The sequence below is a fragment of the Amycolatopsis aidingensis genome, from assembly GCF_018885265.1.
GTDB lineage: Bacteria > Actinomycetota > Actinomycetes > Mycobacteriales > Pseudonocardiaceae > Amycolatopsis > Amycolatopsis aidingensis.
Window position 1 is genome coordinate 4,812,116 of the sequence record NZ_CP076538.1, and the last position, 21,345, is coordinate 4,833,460.

At 68.1% G+C, this 21,345-nt stretch carries 15 protein-coding genes and 3 rRNA genes; 1 reads left to right on the plus strand and 17 read right to left on the minus strand.

Annotated features, from left to right (window positions below; all coding sequences use genetic code 11):
• Positions 1-38: 38 nt before the first annotated feature.
• Positions 39-1,325: a 3-phosphoshikimate 1-carboxyvinyltransferase gene (aroA, locus tag KOI47_RS21945; protein ID WP_216206643.1), complete on the plus strand. Its 1,287-nt coding sequence runs from the start codon at positions 39-41 to the stop codon at positions 1,323-1,325.
• A gap of 13 nt (positions 1,326-1,338) precedes the next feature.
• Here aroA and KOI47_RS21950 read toward each other — a convergent pair whose 3' ends face one another.
• From KOI47_RS21950 to argF, 17 genes are all read right to left on the minus strand, one after another.
• On the minus strand, positions 1,339-2,286 hold the full coding sequence (locus tag KOI47_RS21950) for a copper transporter (protein WP_216206645.1): 948 nt from the start codon (positions 2,284-2,286) through the stop codon (positions 1,339-1,341).
• Complete coding sequence (gene steA / locus KOI47_RS21955; RefSeq protein ID WP_216206648.1) at positions 2,283-3,467, minus strand: putative cytokinetic ring protein SteA; 1,185 nt, start codon at positions 3,465-3,467, stop codon at positions 2,283-2,285. The genes KOI47_RS21950 and steA overlap by 4 nt, the downstream gene beginning before the upstream one ends.
• A 98-nt stretch (positions 3,468-3,565) precedes the next feature.
• Positions 3,566-5,383 carry a DNA repair protein RecN gene (gene recN / locus KOI47_RS21960; protein ID WP_216206651.1) on the minus strand — a complete coding sequence of 606 codons (1,818 nt, stop codon included), beginning with the start codon at positions 5,381-5,383 and terminating at the stop codon, positions 3,566-3,568.
• Between the two features lie 43 nt (positions 5,384-5,426).
• The gene (locus tag KOI47_RS21965; RefSeq protein ID WP_216217461.1) at positions 5,427-6,350 is read right to left on the minus strand and encodes an NAD kinase; all 924 of its coding nucleotides are present in this window, start codon (positions 6,348-6,350) and stop codon (positions 5,427-5,429) included.
• Positions 6,350-7,180 (minus strand): TlyA family RNA methyltransferase, encoded by an 831-nt coding sequence (locus KOI47_RS21970; RefSeq protein WP_216206654.1) that lies wholly within the window; start codon positions 7,178-7,180, stop codon positions 6,350-6,352. Before KOI47_RS21970 ends, KOI47_RS21965 begins: the two co-directional genes overlap by 1 nt.
• 3 nt (positions 7,181-7,183) lie before the next feature.
• Positions 7,184-7,375: a hypothetical protein gene (locus KOI47_RS21975; protein WP_216206657.1), complete on the minus strand. Its 192-nt coding sequence runs from the start codon at positions 7,373-7,375 to the stop codon at positions 7,184-7,186.
• 41 nt (positions 7,376-7,416) lie between these two features.
• On the minus strand, positions 7,417-8,403 hold the full coding sequence (locus tag KOI47_RS21980; protein WP_216206659.1) for an HAD-IIA family hydrolase: 987 nt from the start codon (positions 8,401-8,403) through the stop codon (positions 7,417-7,419).
• A 7-nt stretch (positions 8,404-8,410) separates the two neighbouring features.
• Positions 8,411-9,691, minus strand: coding sequence for a hypothetical protein (locus KOI47_RS35800; RefSeq protein WP_232376165.1), 1,281 nt, complete (start codon positions 9,689-9,691; stop codon positions 8,411-8,413).
• Between the two features lie 83 nt (positions 9,692-9,774).
• Positions 9,775-9,891: ribosomal RNA gene (gene rrf, locus KOI47_RS21990) — 5S ribosomal RNA — on the minus strand.
• Between the two features lie 62 nt (positions 9,892-9,953).
• Positions 9,954-13,061, minus strand: a 23S ribosomal RNA gene (locus KOI47_RS21995).
• A gap of 289 nt (positions 13,062-13,350) precedes the next feature.
• Positions 13,351-14,869: ribosomal RNA gene (locus KOI47_RS22000) — 16S ribosomal RNA — on the minus strand.
• Together the 16S, 23S and 5S rRNA genes form the textbook arrangement of a ribosomal RNA operon.
• Positions 14,870-15,306: 437 nt before the next feature.
• On the minus strand, positions 15,307-16,581 hold the full coding sequence (gene tyrS / locus KOI47_RS22005) for a tyrosine--tRNA ligase (protein WP_216206661.1): 1,275 nt from the start codon (positions 16,579-16,581) through the stop codon (positions 15,307-15,309).
• Between the two features lie 22 nt (positions 16,582-16,603).
• Positions 16,604-17,242, minus strand: a complete 639-nt coding sequence (locus tag KOI47_RS22010) for a DNA-3-methyladenine glycosylase (RefSeq protein ID WP_216217463.1) — start codon at positions 17,240-17,242, stop codon at positions 16,604-16,606.
• Positions 17,243-17,266: 24 nt separating this feature from the next.
• Positions 17,267-18,679, minus strand: coding sequence for an argininosuccinate lyase (argH, locus tag KOI47_RS22015; RefSeq protein ID WP_269756646.1), 1,413 nt, complete (start codon positions 18,677-18,679; stop codon positions 17,267-17,269).
• A 24-nt stretch (positions 18,680-18,703) separates the two neighbouring features.
• The gene (locus KOI47_RS22020; RefSeq protein ID WP_216206668.1) at positions 18,704-19,903 is read right to left on the minus strand and encodes an argininosuccinate synthase; all 1,200 of its coding nucleotides are present in this window, start codon (positions 19,901-19,903) and stop codon (positions 18,704-18,706) included.
• On the minus strand, positions 19,900-20,415 hold the full coding sequence (locus tag KOI47_RS22025; protein WP_216206671.1) for an arginine repressor: 516 nt from the start codon (positions 20,413-20,415) through the stop codon (positions 19,900-19,902). Before KOI47_RS22025 ends, KOI47_RS22020 begins: the two co-directional genes overlap by 4 nt.
• Positions 20,412-21,344: an ornithine carbamoyltransferase gene (argF, locus tag KOI47_RS22030; RefSeq protein WP_216206674.1), complete on the minus strand. Its 933-nt coding sequence runs from the start codon at positions 21,342-21,344 to the stop codon at positions 20,412-20,414. Before argF ends, KOI47_RS22025 begins: the two co-directional genes overlap by 4 nt.
• Position 21,345: the final 1 nt, after the last annotated feature.

Sequence of the window (21,345 nt, forward strand, 5' to 3'; positions counted from 1 at the left end):
TCCTAAGGTGTCCACGACCGACCGAAAGAAGTGAGCCGGTGCCCGAGCACGTCACCCGCGAAGATGTCTGGACCGCCCCCGTCGCACCGGGCCCGGTGGACGCCACGATCCGCGTCCCCGGTTCGAAGTCGATCACCAACCGGGCCTATGTGCTGGCCGCGCTGTCCGCGGGCCCGACCCTGGTCCGGCAGCCCCTCGACTCCAGGGACACCCGGCTCATGCTGGGCGCACTGGCGGCGCTGGGCGCCCAGCACGAACGCACCCCGGAGGGCGTGCTGGTACACCCGCTCACCCAGGGTGACGGCGAGCACGTCCAGGTGGAACTGGGCAACGCGGGCACGGTGGCCCGGTTCACGCCCGCGCTGGCAACGCTCGGTACCCGGGCGGTGCTGTTCGACGGGGATCCGGCCATCCGCAGGCGCCCGGTGTCCCCACTGCTGTCCGCCCTCTCGGCGCTGGGCGCGGTCATCGAGGACGAGGGCCGCGGGGCACCGCCGTTCACGGTGCGCGGCGCGGGCGGGCTCGGCGGCGGCACGGTGGAGCTGGACTCCACCGCCTCCAGCCAGTTCCTGTCCGCGCTGCTGCTGGCGGGACCCGCCTTCGGCGAGGGCATCACGGTACGGCTCGCCGGCGGTGCGCCGCCGAGTGAGCCGCATATCGCGATGACCATGGACATGCTCCGGCAGTTCGGCGCGGCTGCCCGCCGGGAGGGAACCGAGTTCCACGTCCCGCACGCGGACCTGCGCCGGTCCGATTACACCGTGGAGCCCGACCTGTCCACCGCGGCCCCGTTCGTGGTGGCTCCGCTGGTCACCGGCGGCACCGTGCGCATCGCGGGCTGGCCGGAACACACCACCCAGCCGGGCGACTGGCTGCGCAGCCTGGTGCGCGAACTCGGCGGACGTGCCGAGCTGGACGGCGAGGGGCTCACCGTCACCGGCGACGGCAGGGTGCGCGGAACCCGGCTCGACCTGCACGAGGTGGGCGAGCTGACCCCGGTGATCGCGGCGCTGCTGTGCTTCGCCGACGGCCCCTCGGTGATCTCCGGGGTGGCGCATCTGCGCGGGCACGAAACCGATCGGCTGGCCGCACTGGCCACCGAGCTGTCCGCGCTCGGCGCCAGGGTGACCGATACCGCCGACGGGCTGGAGATCGAGCCGGGGCCGCTGCACGGCGGGCTCTTCCACACCTACGACGATCACCGGCTGGTGATGGCGGGCGCGGTGCTGGGGCTGCGGGTCACCGGGCTCCGGGTGGAGGACCCGGCGACCGTCGGCAAGACCTTCCCCGGTTTCGTGGACGCCTGGCAGGAACTCCTTCGCTAGCAGCGGCCCGCGCTCAGCTGCCCTCCTGCTGCACGCCGGGTGCCGGGCTCTGCGCGTTGCCCGCGGTCCCGTACCGGCCGGAACCGCCCTCCAGCTGCTCACGCAGCGCGAGAATGGTCCCGATCCGGCCTGCCGCCGAGTCCGCGTTGTCCACTGTGGACAGGATCGAGGTGGTCGCGGTGTCCGCGCGGGCGACGCCGATCGCACCGGTGCCCTCGGCCGAACCAGCGTTGCCTGCCAGCACCGTGCCCGCGCCGGAGCGGTCCAGCTGGGTGGCGAACCTGGCCAGGGTGGTGGCCCGGTCCCCTGCCCCGTCCCCGGTGGCCTTGCCGCCGGTGAGCACCACCGCCAGCTGGGCGGGCCGCACCCCCTCGACCGGTTTGATCAGGCCACCGTCGGCCAGCCCGCTGAGCGCAGCGGCCCGCTCGTCCGGGGAGGACTGCGGCTGCGCGGAGTCCTTGTTCAGCAGCAGTACCGAGCCGAGCAGGGCACCACCGAGGGTGCCAGGGTCGCCCGCGGTGGGAAACTGCACCCCCGCGGGCTGCAGCCGGGTGGACACCTGGCGCAGCTGGTCCGCCTTGTCCGGATCGGCGAAGGCCTCGGTCAGCTGGACCTCGCCGGTGACGCTCGCCCCGGACTGCTCGATCAGCCGCTTGATCGCGTCCCGGTCGGCCGGGGTCGCGCCCTCGGTGGTCACCAGCACCACGGACCGCTTGTCCAGCAGCCCGGAAACCACCTTCGCGCCCACCGATCCGGCAAAGGCGTCGGCATCGGCGAGCTGGGCGTTCAGCGCGTTGCGCTCGGCCTCCAGATCGGCCACCCGGTTCGCCAGATCGTTCTTCTCCCCGGCGAGGCCGGACAGCAGGGCGCCGTTCAGTGCCGTGGAGCCGAGCACCACGCCGACGGCGAGCGCGAGGAAGACCGCCGCGATGGAGACGATGTGGTAACGCAGAGAAATCACGTGAACAGCCCCTTGACCCAGCCGACGAACGAATTCCAGGCCTCCCCCGCGGCGTCCAGGTAGACCGAGCCGACGTCGGAGACCAGCAGCGCGGCGAACACCACGACGAGCGCGGCCACCACGAGGAACACGATGGCACCCATCGCCACCCTGCTGCGATGCAGCGTGGCCACCGCCCTGCCGTCGACCAGTTTGGTGCCGAGCTTGAGCCGGGTGAGGAAGGTCGACGGGTTGGAACCGGACCGGCCGTGGTCCAGGAACTCCTGCAAGGTCGCCTGGAACCCGACGGTGACCACCAGCGTGGCGTCATGCGCGTCGGCCAGCAACAGCGCGAGGTCCTCGGAGTTGCCGGAGGCCGGGAAGGTCACCGCACCGATGCCGAGGTCCTGGATGCGCTCGACACCCGGGGCGTGCCCGTCCGGCTGGGCGGGCACCACCACCTCACCACCGGACTTGAGGGTGTCCGCCTGGATGCCGTGTGGATCGCCGACAATGACGTCGGGGTCGTAGCCCTGCGCGCGCAGGGTGTCGGCACCCGCGTCCACCCCGATCAGCACCGGGCGGTGCTCGGCGATGTATTTCTTCAGCCTGCGCAGGTCCTCGGCGTGCCCGTTGCCGGGCGCCACCACCAGGACATGCTGATCGCGCAGCGGCACCCGCAGTTCCGGCACGCCGACGCCGTCCAGGATCAGCGTGCGCTCCCGGCGCAGGAACTCGATGGTGTTCGCGGAGAACGCCTCGAGCTGGGTCGACATCCCGGCCTTGGCCTCGATCATCTGGTCCGCGATGCTTTCCGGGGTCTGCTCGACACCGGAGCCGACCTTGCGGTCGCCGAGGTAGATGGCGCCTTCGTGCACCCGCAGCTTGCTGCCGTCCTTGACGGTGCGCAGTAACTCCCCGCCGACCCCGTCGATCAGCGGAATTCCCGCGCTGACCAGAATCTCCGGCCCGAGGTTCGGAAACCGCCCGGATATCGAAGGGGAGGCGTTCAGTACGACGGCGACCTCGGCCCCGACCAGGGCGTCCGCCGTGGACCGGTCGAGGTCCACCTGGTCGAGCAGCACGATGTCGCCGGGGCCCACCCGGCGCAGCAGCTCCCTGGTACGCCGATCAACCCGTGCCACCCCGGTAATCCCGGGCAGGGTTTCCTCGTTCCGCGAGAGCAAGCCGGTGAGCTTCATGGAACCGATAGTGACAAATGTGTACGTCCGTACGTGCTCGCCACGCCGTATCGGGGCGGGCGAAATGTTCGGGCGAGCGAGAGACGATGGGAAACCCGCTAGGTTCCGTTCTTCGCTTTGCCGCCCTTTTTCTTCGCTCCGCGGCCCTGGCCGGGGCGCTTTTCGGCCGCGCTGGCTTTGTCCGCCGCGGCGGCGGCGAGCAGTTCCTCGGCGTGCGCCCTTCCGGTCTCGGTACTGTCCATTCCGGCCAGCATCCGGGCCAGTTCCAGCACCCGCTCGGACTCCTGCAGCACCGTGACCCCGCTACGGGTGACGCCGCCCGAGGTGCCCTTGTCCACCACCAGGTGCTGGTCGGCGAACGCGGCGACCTGCGGAAGGTGGGTGACCACCAGCACCTGATGGCTGCGCGCCAGCTTCGCCAGCCGCCTGCCGATCTCCACCGCGGCCCTGCCGCCGACGCCCGCGTCGACCTCGTCGAACACCAGGGTGGGCACGGTGTCGGCGTGCGCGAGCACCACCTCGATGGCGAGCATCACCCGGGAGAGCTCACCACCGGAAGCCGCCTTGTGCACCGGCAGCGGTGGCGCGCCAGAATGCGCGCGCAGCAGCAGTTCGACCTCGTCCACGCCGTCCGCGCCCGCGTGCAGCGTCTCCTCGCCGACCCGCAGGGCATGCGGGTCGTTCGCCTCGGCGGCCCGGTTGCGCACGGTGACCTCGATCTCGGCCTGCCCCATGGCCAGGCCGGAGAGCTCGGCGGTGATGGCGGTGGCCAGTTCGGCCGCGGCGCTCGCCCGCTCGCTGGACAGCCTGGTGGCGTGCCCGGCCAGCTGCTCGGCAAGCTCGTCCCGCCGCGCGGCCAGCTCGGCCAGCGCCTCCTCGGAGACATCCATTGTGGACAACCTGCGCCGGGCGTCCTCCGCCCAGGCGAGCACGCCGTCCACATCGGCCGCGTACTTGCGGGTGAGCCGTTTCAGCTCGGCCTGGCGGGCCAGCACCTGCTCCAGCCGCTCCGGGTCGGCGTCCAGGCTCTCCAGGTAAGTGCCGAGCTCGGCGCCCACCTCGGAGAGCAGCACCGCGGCCTCGGCCAGCCGTGGCTCCAGCGCCCGCAGCACGGAGTCCTCCGCCGCGCCGAGCCTGCGCTGGGCGTCGGCGAGCAGGCTCAGCGCGTTGGGCACGTCCGGATCGCCGTCGCCGGCACCCGCGACCGCGGCCTGCGCGCTGCCCGCGGCCGCCCGCAGCTCATCCACCGCGGTCAGCCGTTTGATCTCCTCGGTGAGCGCGCCGTCCTCACCTGCCGCGGGATCGACGGCCTCGATCTCGGTGAGGCCGTGCCGCAGCAGGTCGGCCTGCTGGGCCAGCTCGCGGGAACGGTTGGAACGCTCGGCGAGCTCGGCCACCACGGCGATCCATTCCTCGCGTACCCTGCGGTACTCGGCCAGCGGCTCGGCCACCGACTCACCCGCGAACCGGTCGATGACCGCGCGCTGCTCGGCCGGCCGCATCAGCCGGAGCTGGTCGTTCTGCCCGTGCACGGCGAGCAGCTGCTCGGAGAGGTCGGACAGCACCCCGACCGGAACGGAGCGGCCGCCGAGGTGGGCGCGGGAACGCCCGTCGGAACCGACCGAGCGCAACGCGATCACGCTGCCGTCCTCGTCGATATCGGCACCGGCTCCGGTGATGAGCTCGCGGGCCTGTTCGCTCTCGATCCCCGCGAACCGGCCCTCGACGGAAGCCTTGGTCGACCCGGTACGCACCTTGGAGGCCTCGGAACGGCCACCGGACAGCAGGTGCAGCCCGGTGACCACCATGGTCTTGCCCGCGCCGGTCTCCCCGGTGACCACGGTGAACCCCGGGTGCAGTTCGAGCAGGGCCTCCTCGATGACCCCGAGGCCCTGGATGCGCATCTCGGCAAGCACGGCACCACCGTAGTCGCTCGCACCGACAGCAGGAATCGCCCCTTCAGCGGGAGTGGGCGTGCCGTTCGCGCCAGCTCTTCACCGGCAGGGAGAACTTGCGTACCAGGCGGTCGGTGAACGGGCCGTCCCACAGCCGGGCCAGCCGCACCGGCACCCGGCCCCAGACGACCTGGACCCTGGCGCCCGGCGGTACCTCGAGGTGGCGCAGGCCGTCGCAGGTGAGCACGGCGGGTGAGCCATCCGGGTCGACCTCCACGGTGATGACCGAGCTGCGGGACACCACCAGCGGCCGGGAGAACATGGCGTGCGCGTTGCTCGGCACCACCAGCAGCGCCTCGACCTCGGGCCAGATCACCGGGCCGCCCGCGGAGAAGGCGTAGGCGGTGGAGCCGGTCGGCGTGGCGCACAGCACGCCGTCACAGCCGAAGGAGGACACCGGCCTGCCGTCCACCTCGATGAGCGCGTCCAGGATGCGTTCCCTGGTGCTCTTCTCCACGCTGGCCTCGTTCAGGGCCCAGGTCCGGGCCACCAGGTCACCGTTCATGCTCACCGTGACGTCGATGGTCATCCGCTGCTCGACCCGGTACCGGCGTTCCACCACCCGGTGCACGGTGTCGGTGAGCGCGTCGGAGTCCGCCTCGGTGAGGAAGCCGACCCTGCCGAGGTTGACGCCGAGCAGCGGCACCCCCGCGGGGCGCGCCAGCTCGGCGGCTCGCAGCAGGGTCCCGTCCCCGCCCAGCACCAGCACCAGCTCCGTGCCGGCAGCCGGTTCGGACTCCGGACCGACCACCATGCAGGGCGCGCCAGCGCCATCGGGCTTGATGAGTTCGCGCACGTCCTCGTCCAGTACCCGCAGCCGGATGCCGGCCTCGGCGAGCCGGGCGGCGACCTCGCGGGCGGCGGGCCGGGTCGCGTCCCGGTCCGGGTGGACGACGAGCAATACCTCGCGCCGCTCGGTTTCCTCGATCACGAAGGCCCCTCCTGAACCGCGGTACGGGCGAGCCGGGCAATGTCCGGCTCGCCCGTATTGTCCATAGCGGACCCGGCCGCCGCCCGCCGCAGCCAGGCGAAGTACTCGACGTTGCCGGAAGGGCCTGGCAGCGGGCTCGCCACCACCCCGAGCGGGCGCAGGCCGAGGGCGCAGGCCTCGGTCAGCACGGTGCTGACGGCCTCCACCCGCAGCTCAGGTTCGCGCACCACCCCGCCGCTGCCCAGCCGCTGCCTGCCGACCTCGAACTGGGGCTTGACCATCGGCAGCAGATCGGCCTGCTCGGCGGTGCAGGCCAGCAGGGCGGGCAGCACCAGGCGCAGGGAGATGAAGGACAGGTCGGCCACGACCAGGTCGACCGCTCCGCCGATCTGCTCCGCGGAAAGGCCGCGCACGTTCGTCCGGTCCAGCACGTGCACCCGTTCGTCGGTGCGCAGCCGCCAGTCCAGCAGCCCGCGCCCGACGTCCGCCGCGACCACCGTTCCCGCGCCCTCCCTGAGCAGGACGTCGGTGAAACCGCCGGTGGATGCGCCCGCGTCGAGGCAGCGTTTGCCGCTGACCGACAGCCCGCGCGGCATGAACTCGCGCAGGGCACCCAGCAGCTTGTGCGCCCCCCGGGACGCCCAGCCCGGATCGTCCTCCACCCGCACGACGATCGGCGCGTCGAGTTCCACGCCGGTGGCGGCCTTGTGGGCCACCATGCCGCGCACGGTGACCTTGCCCTCGCTGATCAGCGAGGCGGCCTGGTCCCTCGAGCGAGCGAGGCCCCGGCGCACCAGCTCGGCGTCCAGGCGCGCCCTGCGCGGCATGGGCTAGACCTTGTCGATGCTGGACAGCGCGACGGTCAGCTCGGTGTGCACCGCGTCGAAGCGCTCGACGTGCTCGGCGAGCGGTAGGTCCGCCAGGTCCTCGATACCCGCGACGGCCTCGTCGATGCCTGCCCGCGGGTCGGTGTCCTGCGGCTGCGCCTGTTCCTGCGGTTCCGGGTTCGTCTGTTCGTGCACGCGTCAACGCTAGCCGATGGCGCGACCCGATCGTGCGCGGATCAGGCCAGGCCCAGCTCGGCGAGGGCCGTGCGGGAGTGTCGATCAAGCGGCTCGAGCCCGCGGTCACCGTGCCGCCACGCCGTGGCACAGAGTGTACGAAGCAGGTCGAGGGGTTCGCCGTCGCCGGACACGGTGAACGCCGGGTTCGCGGGCTCGACCGTCCAGCCGGGTTTGGGCTCGATCCGCAGTTCGTCCACCGGCGTGCCGAGCGCGGTGAGGTCGGCGGCGAGGTACTGCGGGCGTTCGGCTGGGCCCGCGGCGAGCAGCGCCGCGGGGGTGGTGACCCCGGTGAGCACAACCAGCGCCTCGAGCCCCGCACGCACCGCGCCCGCGATGTCGGTGTCCAGCCGGTCCCCGACGACCAGGGCGGAGGTGGCGCCGGCGGAGCTCGCCGCGGCACGGAACAACGGGGGCTCGGGTTTGCCCGCGACCAGCGGCTCGTGGCCGGTGGCGGTGCGCAGGGCGGCGACCATCGAGCCGTTGCCCGGCAGTTGCCCCCGCTCGGTGGGCAGGGTGGGGTCCACATTGCAGGCGACCCACAGCGCACCGGCCCGGATGGCGACACAGGCCTCGGCGAGGTCGGCCCAGCCGGTGTCCGGGGAGTGGCCCTGGACCACGGCCGCCACCTCCGGAGAGGCCTCGCGCACCGGGCGCAGCCCGGCCGCGGCGACTTCCCCTGCCAGTGCGCCGGTGCCGACCACCAGTACCGCGGCGTCCACGGGCAGCCGTTCGCCGAGCACCGCGGCTGCGGCCTGCGAGCTGGTGCTGATCTCGCCGACCTCGGCGGTGATGCCGAGTCCGGTCAGATGCTCGGCGACCGCGGCGGCGGCCTTGGCGGCGTTGTTGGTGACGAACCGGACCGGGACACCCGCCGCCCGCACCCCGTTGACCGCTTCCGCGGCACCGGGAATCGGGCTGCTCCCGTGGTACAGGGTGCCGTCGAGGTCGAACAGCATCGCGTCGTGCCGCCGGGCCTGGTCAGGCATTACCTGATCAACCATTGCCGAGTTCCGCTGCCCGTTCCGCGGCGTCGGTCTCCTCGTGCTCGTCGGCTTCGGCCGCGTGCAGGAACCAGCGCACCGCCTCCTGCTCGCGCCCGGCCGCGAGCAGGTTGTCGGCGTAGGCGTAGAAGAGCCGGGCGCTCCACGGGTGCCGTGCCGCGGGGTCCAGGTCGGTACCTTGCAGGGAGACCACGGCCGCGTCGAGCTGGCCGAGGTCGCGGCGCGCGCCCGCGGCCACGATCCGCAGCTCGACCTGCACCTCCTGCGGGAGCCGGCTCAGGTCGGTTTCTCTGGCGAGGTCGAGTGCGCGTTCCGGGCGGCCGAGCGCCCGCTCGGCGTCGGCGATGATCGCGATGTGCACATCCGTGCGGGCCATCCGGCGCACCGCGCGCAGTTCGGAAAGGGCTTCGGACCACTTGCCCGCGTGATAGGCGGTCAGGCCGACCGCCTCGCGCACGACCGGTACCCGGGAGGCCTTGGTCTTGGCGTACCTGGCGTGTTCGAGCGCCGCCTCCGGGTCGACGTCGATCAGCCCACCCGCGGCGGCGAGGTGCTTGCCGATCCGCTCGGCGAGGTCCCGTGGCAGGGTGCGCAGCTCGCGGCGCACCTCCTCGTCCAGGTCGGTGAACTCGACATCCTCGGGTAGCTCCGGTGCGGCGAGCAGTTCCTCAGCCACCGCGGCGTCATCGGCTGGCTGCCGTGGGCGCGGATCGCGCTGCTGTTCACGCTTGCGGTCGGGACGCTGGTTCCCGGTGCCCGGCCGGTGCCGCTGGTCCTGGTCGCGATGGGGGCGCTGATCCTGCCGGTCCTGCCGGTCGCGGTGCGGGCGACCGTGCTGGCCCTGTTCGCGTGCGTCGGGACGGCCTCCCCGCTCGTCACGGAACCGTCCGCCGGATCCGGTGCGGCCCTCCCCACGGTTGCCGTCCCGCCGGTCACCGCGGTACGGCCGGTCCCCGCGGGCTTCACCACCGCGGGCGTCCTCGCGCCGGTCGCGACCGGGGCGAGGACGTTCCCGGTCGCCGTCCCTTCGTTTCTGCTCTTGCCTGTCCCGATCCGGCCGATCCGGGCCGCCGCGCCCGCGCTCCTGCCGGTCGCCGTCCTGCCGCCGGTCGCGGTGGAAGCGGTCGCGTTCCCGATGACCATCCTTGCCTTGCCCCCGGCCGCCCGGTCCGTTCCCGGAACGAGGAGGCCTTCCGCCCCCAGGCTGATCCTTCTTTCGCGGCCGCCCGGACTCGCCGTCGCCCGCCGAGTCGCGTCGACCGTGCTCGGACACCTGTTCTCCTCCATGATCTGGACATACACAAAGGGCCCGCCAGGGAGCCAATCGACTACCCTAGCGGGCCCTTTGGAAAGGGTGCTCGGCGGTGTCCTACTCTCCCACACCCCTTCGAGTGCAGTACCATCGGCGCTGGTGGGCTTAGCTTCCGGGTTCGGAATGGGACCGGGCGTTTCCCCACCGCTATAACCACCGAAACTCTCCGAAACACACACAAGTGTGGTGTTTCAGAACCGTAGAGCGGATGCGTAACACCTTTGTGGGCAAGCCCTCGGCCTATTAGTACCAGTCAACTCCACACATTACTGCGCTTCCATCTCTGGCCTATCAACCCGCTCATCTCACGGGGGCCTTAACCCACAACGGGGTGGGAGACCTCATCTTGGAACAGGCTTCCCGCTTAGATGCCTTCAGCGGTTATCCCTTCCGAACGTAGCCAACCAGCCGTGCCCCTGGCGGGACAACTGACATACCAGAGGTTCGTCCGTCCCGGTCCTCTCGTACTAGGGACAGCCTTCCTCAAGTCTCCTACGCGCGCGGCGGATAGGGACCGAACTGTCTCACGACGTTCTAAACCCAGCTCGCGTGCCGCTTTAATGGGCGAACAGCCCAACCCTTGGGACCTACTCCGGCCCCAGGATGCGACGAGCCGACATCGAGGTGCCAAACCATGCCGTCGATATGGACTCTTGGGCAAGATCAGCCTGTTATCCCGGGGTACCTTTTATCCGTTGAGCGACACCCCTTCCACCAGGAGGTGCCGGATCACTAGTCCCGACTTTCGTCCCTGCTCGACCCGTCAGTCTCACAGTCAAGCTCCCTTGTGCACTTACACTCAAACACCTGATTGCCAACCAGGCTGAGGGAACCTTTGGGCGCCTCCGTTACCCTTTAGGAGGCAACCGCCCCAGTTAAACTACCCATCAGGCACTGTCCCTGAACCAGATCATGGCCCGAGGTTCAGATTCCCCATTCGACCAGAGTGGTATTTCAACAACGACTCCACCAACACTAGCGTGCCAGCTTCACAGTCTCCCACCTATCCTACACAAGCCGAACCGAAAACCAATACCAAACTGTAGTAAAGGTCCCGGGGTCTTTCCGTCCTGCCGCGCGTAACGAGCATCTTTACTCGTAATGCAATTTCGCCGGGCCTGTGGTTGAGACAGCCGGAAAGTCGTTACGCCATTCGTGCAGGTCGGAACTTACCCGACAAGGAATTTCGCTACCTTAGGATGGTTATAGTTACCACCGCCGTTTACTGGCGCTTAAATTCTCAGCTTCGCCCCCGAAAGGGCTAACCGGTCCTCTTAACGTTCCAGCACCGGGCAGGCGTCAGTCCGTATACATCGAATTGCTTCTTCGCACGGACCTGTGTTTTTAGTAAACAGTCGCTTTCCGCTGGTCTCTGCGGCCAACTCACCCTAGCCCGCACAGGGCTTCAGGTGCTCTGGCCCCCCTTCTCCCGAAGTTACGGGGGCATTTTGCCGAGTTCCTTAACCACAGTTCACCCGCTCGCCTTAGTATTCTCTACCTGACCACCTGTGTTGGTTTGGGGTACGGGCCACATGTGCACTCGCTAGAGGCTTTTCTCGGCAGCATAGGATCACCCTACTTCGCCTCACTCGGCTACGCATCACGTCTCAGGAAAACACGGCGCGGATTTGCCTACACCGCTCCCTACACGCTTACACCAGTACTACCACTCACTGGCGGGGCTACCTTCCTGCGTCACCCCATCACTTGGCTACTACAAGATCAGGTCCCACGCTCCACCACGCACCCCCGAAAGGGACACGCAGCTTCGGGTGGTTAGTCTCACCTGCCTCACCAGGGACGCACACACGCGGGTACGGGAATATCAACCCGTTGTCCATCGACTACGCCTGTCGGCCTCGCCTTAGGTCCCGACTTACCCTGGGCGGAACAGCCTGGCCCAGGAACCCTTGGTCATCCGGCGGCAGAGATTCTCACTCTGCTTTCGCTACTCATGCCTGCATTCTCACTCCCACACCCTCCACCACTGGTTTCCACCGTGGCTTCACCGGATGCAGGACGCTCCCCTACCCACCCACACGACTACACCACCACCCCGAAGGACAGCGGCGGATCACAAGTGTGAGTGACACAGCTTCGGCGGTGTGCTTAGCCCCGCTACATTGTCGGCGCAGGACCACTTGACCAGTGAGCTATTACGCACTCTTTCAAGGATGGCTGCTTCTAAGCCAACCTCCTGGTTGTCTCGGCAATCCCACATCCTTTTCCACTCAGCACACACTTAGGGGCCTTAGCTGGCGCTCTGGGCTGTTTCCCTCTCGACGATGAAGCTTATCCCCCACCGTCTCACTGCCGCACTCTCACACACCCGTATTCGGAGTTTGGTTGATGTCGGTAACCCGGTAAGGCCCCTCGACCACCCAGTAGCTCTACCCCAGGCGTGAAACATGCGACGCTGCACCTAAATGCATTTCGGGGAGAACCAGCTATCACGGAGTTTGATTGGCCTTTCACCCCTACCCACAGCTCATCCCCCAGGTTTTCAACCCTGGTGGGTTCGGGCCTCCACACCGTCTTACCGGCGCTTCACCCTGGCCATGGGTAGATCACTCCGCTTCGGGTCCAGACCACGCGACTCCATCGCCCTATTCAGACTCGCTTTCGCTACGACTACCCCACACGGGTTAACCTCGCCACGCAGCACTGACTCGCAGGCTCATTCTTCAAAAGGCACGCCATCACCCGAAGGCTCTGACGGCTTGTAGGCACACGGTTTCAGGTACTCTTTCACTCCCCTCCCGGGGTACTTTTCATCTTTCCCTCACGGTACTCGTCCGCTATCGGTCACCAGGAAGTATTTAGGCTTACCGGGTGGTCCCGGCAGATTCACAGCAAATTCCACGAGCTCGCTGCTACTCGGGGACACCATCCAGACACAACGTCGCAGCTTTCGCGTACGGGACTCTCACCCACTCCGGTCCGCCATCCCAAACGGTTCCGCTAGCCACCACGCGCATCCCCAGGAGTGTCAGCCCCTGGCCAATGGACCCCACAACACCGCACACACAACACCTGACAGCTTGACATGCGCACGGTTTAGCCTCCTCCGCTTTCGCTCACCACTACTCACGGAATCACACTTGTTTTCTCTTCCTACGGGTACTGAGATGTTTCACTTCCCCGCGTTCCCTCCACACACCCTATACATTCAGGTGCGGGTAACACTCCATCACGAGTGCTGGGTTACCCCATTCGGACACCCTCGGATCTCAGCTCGGTTGACAGCTCCCCGAGGCTTATCGCAGCCTCCCACGTCCTTCATCGGCTCCTGATGCCCAGACATCCACCATGTGCCCTTAACAACTTGACCACAAAGATGCTCGCATCCACTCTACAGTTCTCAAACACCACACCCAGAAACAACACCAACGTGCTGCCTCAGGACCCAACAGCGCACCCCGCGAACACCAGCCCCCACCACAGCACCAGCCTTTCCACACCCACCACGGGCAGTACTCACCCAGCACCACAGCAAGAACCAGCATCAACCAGTAGTCCACAATTCCTCGAGCAAACCACCATCCGGACACACGCCGGATCAAGCGGCCCACCCCACACCCACCCACAAGAGGCAGGCATGGACGCGACATGCTCCTTAGAAAGGAGGTGATCCAGCCGCACCTTCCGGTACGGCTACCTTGTTACGACTTCGTCCCAATCGCCAGTCCCACCTTCGACCACTCCCCCCAAAAAGGGTTGGGCCATGGGCTTCGGGTGTTACCGACTTTCATGACGTGACGGGCGGTGTGTACAAGGCCCGGGAACGTATTCACCGCAGCGTTGCTGATCTGCGATTACTAGCGACTCCGACTTCACGCAGTCGAGTTGCAGACTGCGATCCGAACTGAGACCGGCTTTAAGGGATTCGCTCCACCTCACGGTATCGCCACCCTCTGTACCAGCCATTGTAGCATGTGTGAAGCCCTGGACATAAGGGGCATGATGACTTGACGTCATCCCCACCTTCCTCCGAGTTGACCCCGGCAGTCTCCCACGAGTCCCCACCATAACGTGCTGGCAACGTAGGACAAGGGTTGCGCTCGTTGCGGGACTTAACCCAACATCTCACGACACGAGCTGACGACAGCCATGCACCACCTGTACACCAACCACAAGGGAAACCCCATCTCTGAGGCTGTCTGATGCATGTCAAGCCCAGGTAAGGTTCTTCGCGTTGCATCGAATTAATCCACATGCTCCGCCGCTTGTGCGGGCCCCCGTCAATTCCTTTGAGTTTTAGCCTTGCGGCCGTACTCCCCAGGCGGGGCGCTTAATGCGTTAGCTACGGCACGGACAACGTGGAAGTCACCCACACCTAGCGCCCAACGTTTACAGCGTGGACTACCAGGGTATCTAATCCTGTTCGCTCCCCACGCTTTCGCTCCTCAGCGTCAGTATCGGCCCAGAGACCCGCCTTCGCCACCGGTGTTCCTCCTGATATCTGCGCATTCCACCGCTACACCAGGAATTCCAGTCTCCCCTACCGAACTCAAGTCTGCCCGTATCGACCGCAAGCTGGAGGTTAAGCCTCCAGTTTTCACGGCCGACGCGACAAACCGCCTACGAGCTCTTTACGCCCAATAATTCCGGACAACGCTTGCACCCTACGTATTACCGCGGCTGCTGGCACGTAGTTAGCCGGTGCTTCTTCTCCAGGTACCGTCAGTCACCCTTCGTCCCTGGCGAAAGAGGTTTACAACCCGAAGGCCGTCATCCCTCACGCGGCGTCGCTGCATCAGGCTTCCGCCCATTGTGCAATATTCCCCACTGCTGCCTCCCGTAGGAGTCTGGGCCGTGTCTCAGTCCCAGTGTGGCCGGTCACCCTCTCAGGCCGGCTACCCGTCGACGCCTTGGTAGGCCATCACCCCACCAACAAGCTGATAGGCCGCGGGTTCATCCCATACCGCCGAAGCTTTCCACCCCCCACCATGCGGCAGAAGGTCCTATCCGGTATTAGACCCAGTTTCCCGGGCTTATCCCAAAGTACAGGGCAGATTACCCACGTGTTACTCACCCGTTCGCCACTAATCCACCCCCGAAAGGGCTTCATCGTTCGACTTGCATGTGTTAAGCACGCCGCCAGCGTTCGTCCTGAGCCAGGATCAAACTCTCCAACAATGAATTCAACCCTGAGACTCACCATCTCAAAGAAACCCCAACAGGGGTCAAAAACATAAAGCTCTACTGGCTTAGTTCACAAAGCACACTGTTGAGTTCTCAAGCAACACGTCACGGTTCCAATCGCGAGCGACCTTCACCGCTGTTGTTTCTCGTCTTTGGTTCGGGGCAAACCCTACCGCATCGGTAATCTCTCGATTTTCCGGGGGTAGGTGTCCTGCCTCCGTCGGGACCACCCACTCTACCACAACCGTGGGAGCTTGGTTCGTGTTCCCTTGCCTGGTAACCCGGTCCTTTGGGGCGGCTTTCCCGCTCCGCCGTCCCGGTCTCCCTGGCGACGAAGAGAAGATTACACGTCCAGGAAGGGGCCGAAAACAGGGGGGTCCCCTTAACGCGAAACCCCAGGTCACACCCCGTTTCCGGCCCAGGAGCCCGGCTCAGCCGAGCAGCTTCACCCCGGCCGTGTTCCGCTTGCCCCGGCGCACCACGAGCCAGCGCCCGTGCAACGCGTCCTCGGCGGCGGGGCGCCAGTCGTCCCCTGCGACCTTCACGTTGTTCACGTACGCACCGCCCTCCTTCACCGTGCGGCGGGCCGCGCCCTTGCTGTCCACCAGGCCGCTCGCCAGGAGCAGGTCCACGATGGTCGGCTGGTCGGACATCCGCACCTCGCCGGTCGGCACCTCGGCCATCGCGGCGTCCAGGGTCGACGGCTCCAGTTCCGCGAGTTCGCCCCGGCCGAACAGCGCCTGGCTGGCGGCGATCACCTGGCGGGTCTGCTCGGAGCCGTGCACCAGATCGGTGAGTTCCCCGGCGAGCCTGCGCTGGGCCAGCCGCGCGGCCGGACGTTCCGTGGTGGCGGTCTCCAGCTCGGCCACCTCGTCCCGGTCGAGGAAGGTGAGCATGCGCAGGCATGGGATCACCTCGGCGTCACCGAGATTGACGAAGTACTGGTACCAGGCGTACGGCGAGGTCAGCTCCGGGTCCAGCCAGATGTTGCCGCCACCTGTGGACTTACCGAGCTTGCGGCCCTCGGCGTCGGTCAGCAACGGTGCGGTCAGCGCGTGCACCTGCGCGCCGTGCACCCGCCGGATGAGGTCCACCCCGGCGAGGATGTTGCCCCACTGGTCGGAACCGCCGATCTGCAGCCGGACCCCGTAGCGTTCGAACAGCTCCCGGTAGTCGTTGGCCTGCAGCAGCATGTAGCTGAACTCGGTGTAGGAGATGCCGTCGCCTTCCAGCCTCCGCTTCACCGTGTCCCGCGCCAGCATCGTGTTGATCGAGAAGTGCTTGCCGACGTCCCGCAGGAAGGAGGTCACCGGCATCCGGCCGATCCAGTCCAGGTTGTTCACCTCGATCGGCGGCACCTCGGGATGGTCGAAGTCGAGGAAGCGGGCCAGCTGCCCGCGCAGCCTGCCGGCCCATTCCCGGACGGTCTCCTCGGAGTTCAGCGTGCGCTCGCCGACCTCACGTGGGTCCCCGATCAGCCCGGTACCACCGCCGGCCAGCAGCACCGGCCGGTGACCGGCGTTCTGGAACCGGCGCAGCGCCAGCATCTGCACCAGATGGCCGGCGTGCAGGCTGGGCGCGGTCGGGTCGAAGCCGGCGTAGACGGTGAGCGGCCCATCGTCGAGGTCACGCCGCAGCGCGGCCAAGTCGGTGGACTGCGCGATCAGCCCGCGCCAGGACAGCTCGTCAAGAATGTGCTCGCTCACGCATCGATACTCTCCCACCAGGTCAACCGGCTTGTCGCCGGGGCTGAGCGCGGCCCGCGCGCCGATAGGCGGATATCGAAGGGGAACCGGGGAGCCAGAACCGCCAGGGAACGTCCATGGCGGCCACCACCCCGACCCGTGGCCCGCTGCTGATCTCGGCGGCGGGCACCGGTGGTCCGGCGAACAACCGGACCGGCGAGTCCGGCGCGGTCAGGTCGATGCCGTTGTGTTCCCGGCCGAGGCCGAGCATCGAGGTGAGCACGGCGGGCCCACTGGCGAACTCGCCCTTGCCCTTCGCCGTGGGCCTGCGGGAGCGCGCCAGCTCGGCACCGGAGACGACCTCCCCCGCGCGCAGCAGCACCGCACCCGCCTCGCCCTCGGTGGTCGCCACCACATTGGCACAGAAGTGCATCCCGTACACGAAGTAGACGTACAGATGGCCGGCCGGACCCCACATCACCTCGTTGCGCGCGGTCCGGCCGCGGTAGCAGTGCGAGGCCGGATCGTCCTGGCCCCGGTATGCCTCGACCTCGGTCAGCCGCAGCCGTACCCTGCCCTCCGGCACCCGCGACTCCAGCACGCAGCCGAGCAGGCGGATGGCCAGCTCCACCGGGTCACGGGCGAGCTCCTCGGTGCTGAAGACCTGTTCGGGCGATCCGATCCGGCAACTCCTTACTCGGTTCCTTCACTCGGCCCAGGCGCGGTGCTCGGCCACCGCGGCGGCAAGGCGTTCCCGCTGCTCGGCGACCCTGGCCGGAGCGGTGCCGCCGCGCGCGTCCCTGGACGCTATCGAACCCGGCACGGTGAGCACCTCGCGCACCTTCGGGGTGAGCGTGGGGTGGATCCGTGCCAGTTCCTCGTCGGTGAGCTCGTCCAGCCCGGCGTTCCGCCCCTCGGCGACCCGCACGCATTCTCCCGCCGCCTCGTGCGCCACCCGGAACGGTACCCCCGCGCGCACCAGCCATTCCGCGATATCGGTGGCCAGGGTGAACCCGGCAGGCGCCATGGCGGCGAGCCGGTCGGTGTGGAAGGTGAGGGTGCCGATCATGCCCGCGATCGCAGGGAACAGCAGCTCGAGCTGTTCGACGGAGTCGAAGACCGGTTCCTTGTCCTCCTGGAGGTCCCGGTTGTACGCCAGCGGCTGCGCCTTGAGCGTCGCCAGCAGTCCGGTGAGATTGCCGATCAACCTGCCCGACTTGCCCCTGGTCAGCTCGGCCACATCCGGGTTCTTCTTCTGCGGCATGATCGAGCTGCCGGTGGCCCAGGCGTCGTCCAGGGTCACGTAGCCGAACTCGGCGGTGTTCCAGATGATCACCTCTTCGGCGATCCTGGACAGGTTCACCCCCAGCATGGCGACGGCGAAGCCGAACTCGGCCGCGAAGTCCCTGGACGCCGTGCCGTCGATGGAGTTGTCAACCGAGGCCGGGAAGCCCAGTTCGGCGGCGACCGCCTCGGGGTCGAGCCCGAGTGAGGAACCGGCCAGCGCCCCCGACCCGTACGGCGACTCGGCCGCCCTGGCGTCCCAGTCCCGCAGCCTGCCGACGTCCCGCAGCAGTGCCTGGGCATGGGCGAGCAGATGGTGGGCGAGCAGGACCGGCTGGGCATGCTGCAGATGAGTCCGCCCTGGCAGCACCGCGTCGGGGTACCGCCGGGCCTGGGCCAGCAACGCCTCGATCACGTCCAGGGTGCCGGCGACCACCCGGCGCGCGGCGTCGGCCAGCCACATCCGGAACTGGGTAGCCACCTGGTCATTGCGGGAACGACCGGCCCGCAGCTTCCCGCCGAGCTCGGTACCCGCGCGTTCCAGCAGCCCGCGTTCCAGTGCGGTGTGCACGTCCTCGTCGGCGACCGTCGGGGTGAACGCGCCGGACTCGACATCCGCGGCCAGGGTGTCCAACGCCGCCAGCATCCCGGTGAGTTCGTCCGCGCTCAACAGCCCCGCCCGGTGCAGCACCCTGGCATGTGCGCGCGAACCCGCGATGTCGTAGGGCGCCAGGCGCCAGTCGAAATGAGTGGAGGCGCTCAGCGCCGCCATCGCCTCCGCGGGTCCACTGGCGAACCGGCCGCCCCACAGCGCGACCGGCTGCTTGTCACTCACCTGCATGTCCTCCGTGCGTGTTCGCTAGGCCTTCTGGTCCCGCTTGGCGGCGATCTTGCTGGGCAGGCCCCACAGCTGGACGAAGCCCTTGGCAAGGGACTGGTCGAAAGTGTCGCCCTCGTCGTAGGTGGCCAGGTTGAAATCGTAGAGGGACTGCTCACTGCGCCTGCCGTTGACGGTGACGTTGCCGCCGTGCAGCACCATCCGGATGTCACCGGAGACGTGCTCCTGGGCGGTGCCGACGAACCCGTCCAGCGCCTCCTTCAGCGGGGAGAACCACAGGCCGTCGTAGACCAGTTCTCCCCAGCGCTGCTCCACCTGCCGCTTGAACCGGGCCAGGTCCCGCTCCACCGTGACGTTCTCCAGCTCCTGGTGGGCGGTGATCAGCGCGATGGCCCCCGGCGCCTCGTACACCTCGCGGCTCTTGATACCGACCAGCCGGTCCTCCACCATGTCCAGCCGCCCGATCCCGTGCGCGCCTGCCCGCCGGTTCAGCTGCTGGATGGCCTCCAGCATGGTGACGGTCTCGCCGTCGATTGCCACCGGCACGCCCTTGTCGAAGGTGATGACCACCTCGTCCGGAGCCTGCCAGTTCACCGTCGGGTCCTCGGTGTAGGAGTAGACGTCCTTGGTCGGCGCGTTCCACAGGTCCTCGAGGAAGCCGGTCTCCACCGCGCGGCCCCACACGTTCTGGTCGATCGAGAACGGGGACTTCTTGGTGACGTCGATCGGCAGGTCCCGCTCCTCGGCGTAGGCAATGGCCTTCTCCCTGGTCCAGGCGAAGTCCCGGACCGGAGCGATCACCTTGAGGTCCGGGGCGAGCGCGCCAACGCCGACCTCGAACCGCACCTGGTCGTTGCCCTTGCCGGTGCAGCCATGCGCGACCGTGCCCGCGCCGTGGTACTTGGCTGCCTCGGCGAGGTGCTTGACGATCACCGGCCGGGACAGCGCCGACACCAGCGGGTAACGGTCCATGTAGAGCGCGTTGGCCTGCAGCGCCGGCAGGCAGTACTGGTCGGCGAACTCATCGCGCGCGTCGGCGACCACGGCCTCCACCGCGCCGCAGTCGAGGGCACGCTTGCGGATCGTCTCCAGATCCTCGCCGCCCTGCCCGAGGTCGACGGCCACCGCCACCACCTCGGCCCCGGTCTCCTCGGCGATCCAGCCGATCGCCACGGAAGTGTCCAGCCCACCCGAGTAGGCGAGCACGATCCGCTCAGTCACCTGTAGTCTCCTTCGCTGTCTTCAACGTCCAAAGTAGATGATCGCCTCGCCAGTGCGACGAAGCGGTCGGCCAGGTCCTTCCCGGTCAGCGGTTCCCTGGCGATCACCGCGATGGTGTCGTCGCCCGCGATCGAGCCGACGACCTCGGCCAGCGCCGCCCGGTCGATCGCGCTGGCCATGAACTGCGCGGCGCCCGGCGGGGTACGCAGTACGGTCAGGTTGCCCGAGTAGTCGGCCGAGACCAGCAACTCGGCCAGCAGCCGGGACAGCCGCGAGGTCCCGCCCTGCACCCCGCGCACGGGGCTGCCGTCCTCGGGGATCACGTACACCGGCGCACCGGAATCGGCGCCGCGTAGCTTGACCGCACCGAGTTCGTCCAGGTCCCTGGACAGGGTGGCCTGGGTGACCTCGATCCCCTCCGCGGCAAGCAGCCTGGCCAGCTCGGTCTGGCTGCGAATGGCCATCGTGGACACCAGCTCGGTGATCCTGGCCTGCCGGGAAGCCCTGCTCATCGTCGCTCCTGCGCCGCACCGAGCAGCCATACCAGCAGGGCCTTCTGCGCGTGCAGCCGGTTCTCCGCCTCGTCCCACACCGCGCTGGCCGGGCCGTCGATCACCTCGTCGGTGATCTCCCTGCCCCGGTGCGCAGGCAGGTCGTGCAGCACGATGGTGTTCTTGCCGGTGCGGGCCAGCAGTTCGGTGTTGACCTGGTAGGGCCAGAACGGCGACACCCGGTCCTTGCCGTCGTGCTCCTGCCCCATCGAGGTCCATGCGTCCGTGCTCACCACGTCCGCGCCGTCCACGGCGGCCTGCGGATCGGTGAACACCGTCGCGCTGCCGCCGGTCTCGGCCGCCCGGGCACCGACCGCGTCGAGTACCCAGGGCAGCGGGTGGAACCCGGCGGGAGCCGCCACCCGCACGTGCATACCCGCGGTGACCCCACCGAGCAGCAACGAATGCGCCATATTGTTCGCGCCGTCGCCGAGGTAGGTCAGGGTCAGCCCGGCGAGCCTGCCCAGGCGCTGCCGCACGGTCTGCAGGTCGGCGAGAATCTGGCAGGGGTGGAACTCGTCGGTGAGCGCGTTCACCACCGGCACGTCCGCGGCCGAGGCGAACTCCTCGATCCGGGCGTGCCCGAAGGTCCGCCACACGATGGCGTCCACGTACCTGGACAGCACCCGCGCGGTGTCCTCCAGTGTCTCCTCCCTGCCCAGCTGCATGGTGCGCCCGTCAACGATCACCGGGTGGCCACCCAGCTGGGCGATACCCACCTCGAAGGAGAACCGGGTGCGGGTGGAGTTCTTCTCGAAGATCGCCGCGATGGTCCGCGGGCCGGCGAGGGCGTCGCCGAGCGGCTGTTTCTTCAACTCGTCGGCGAGGTCGAGGACGGCGAGCTGCTCAGCGGGACTGAGGTCGTCGTCACGGAGGAAGTGCCGCGGCATC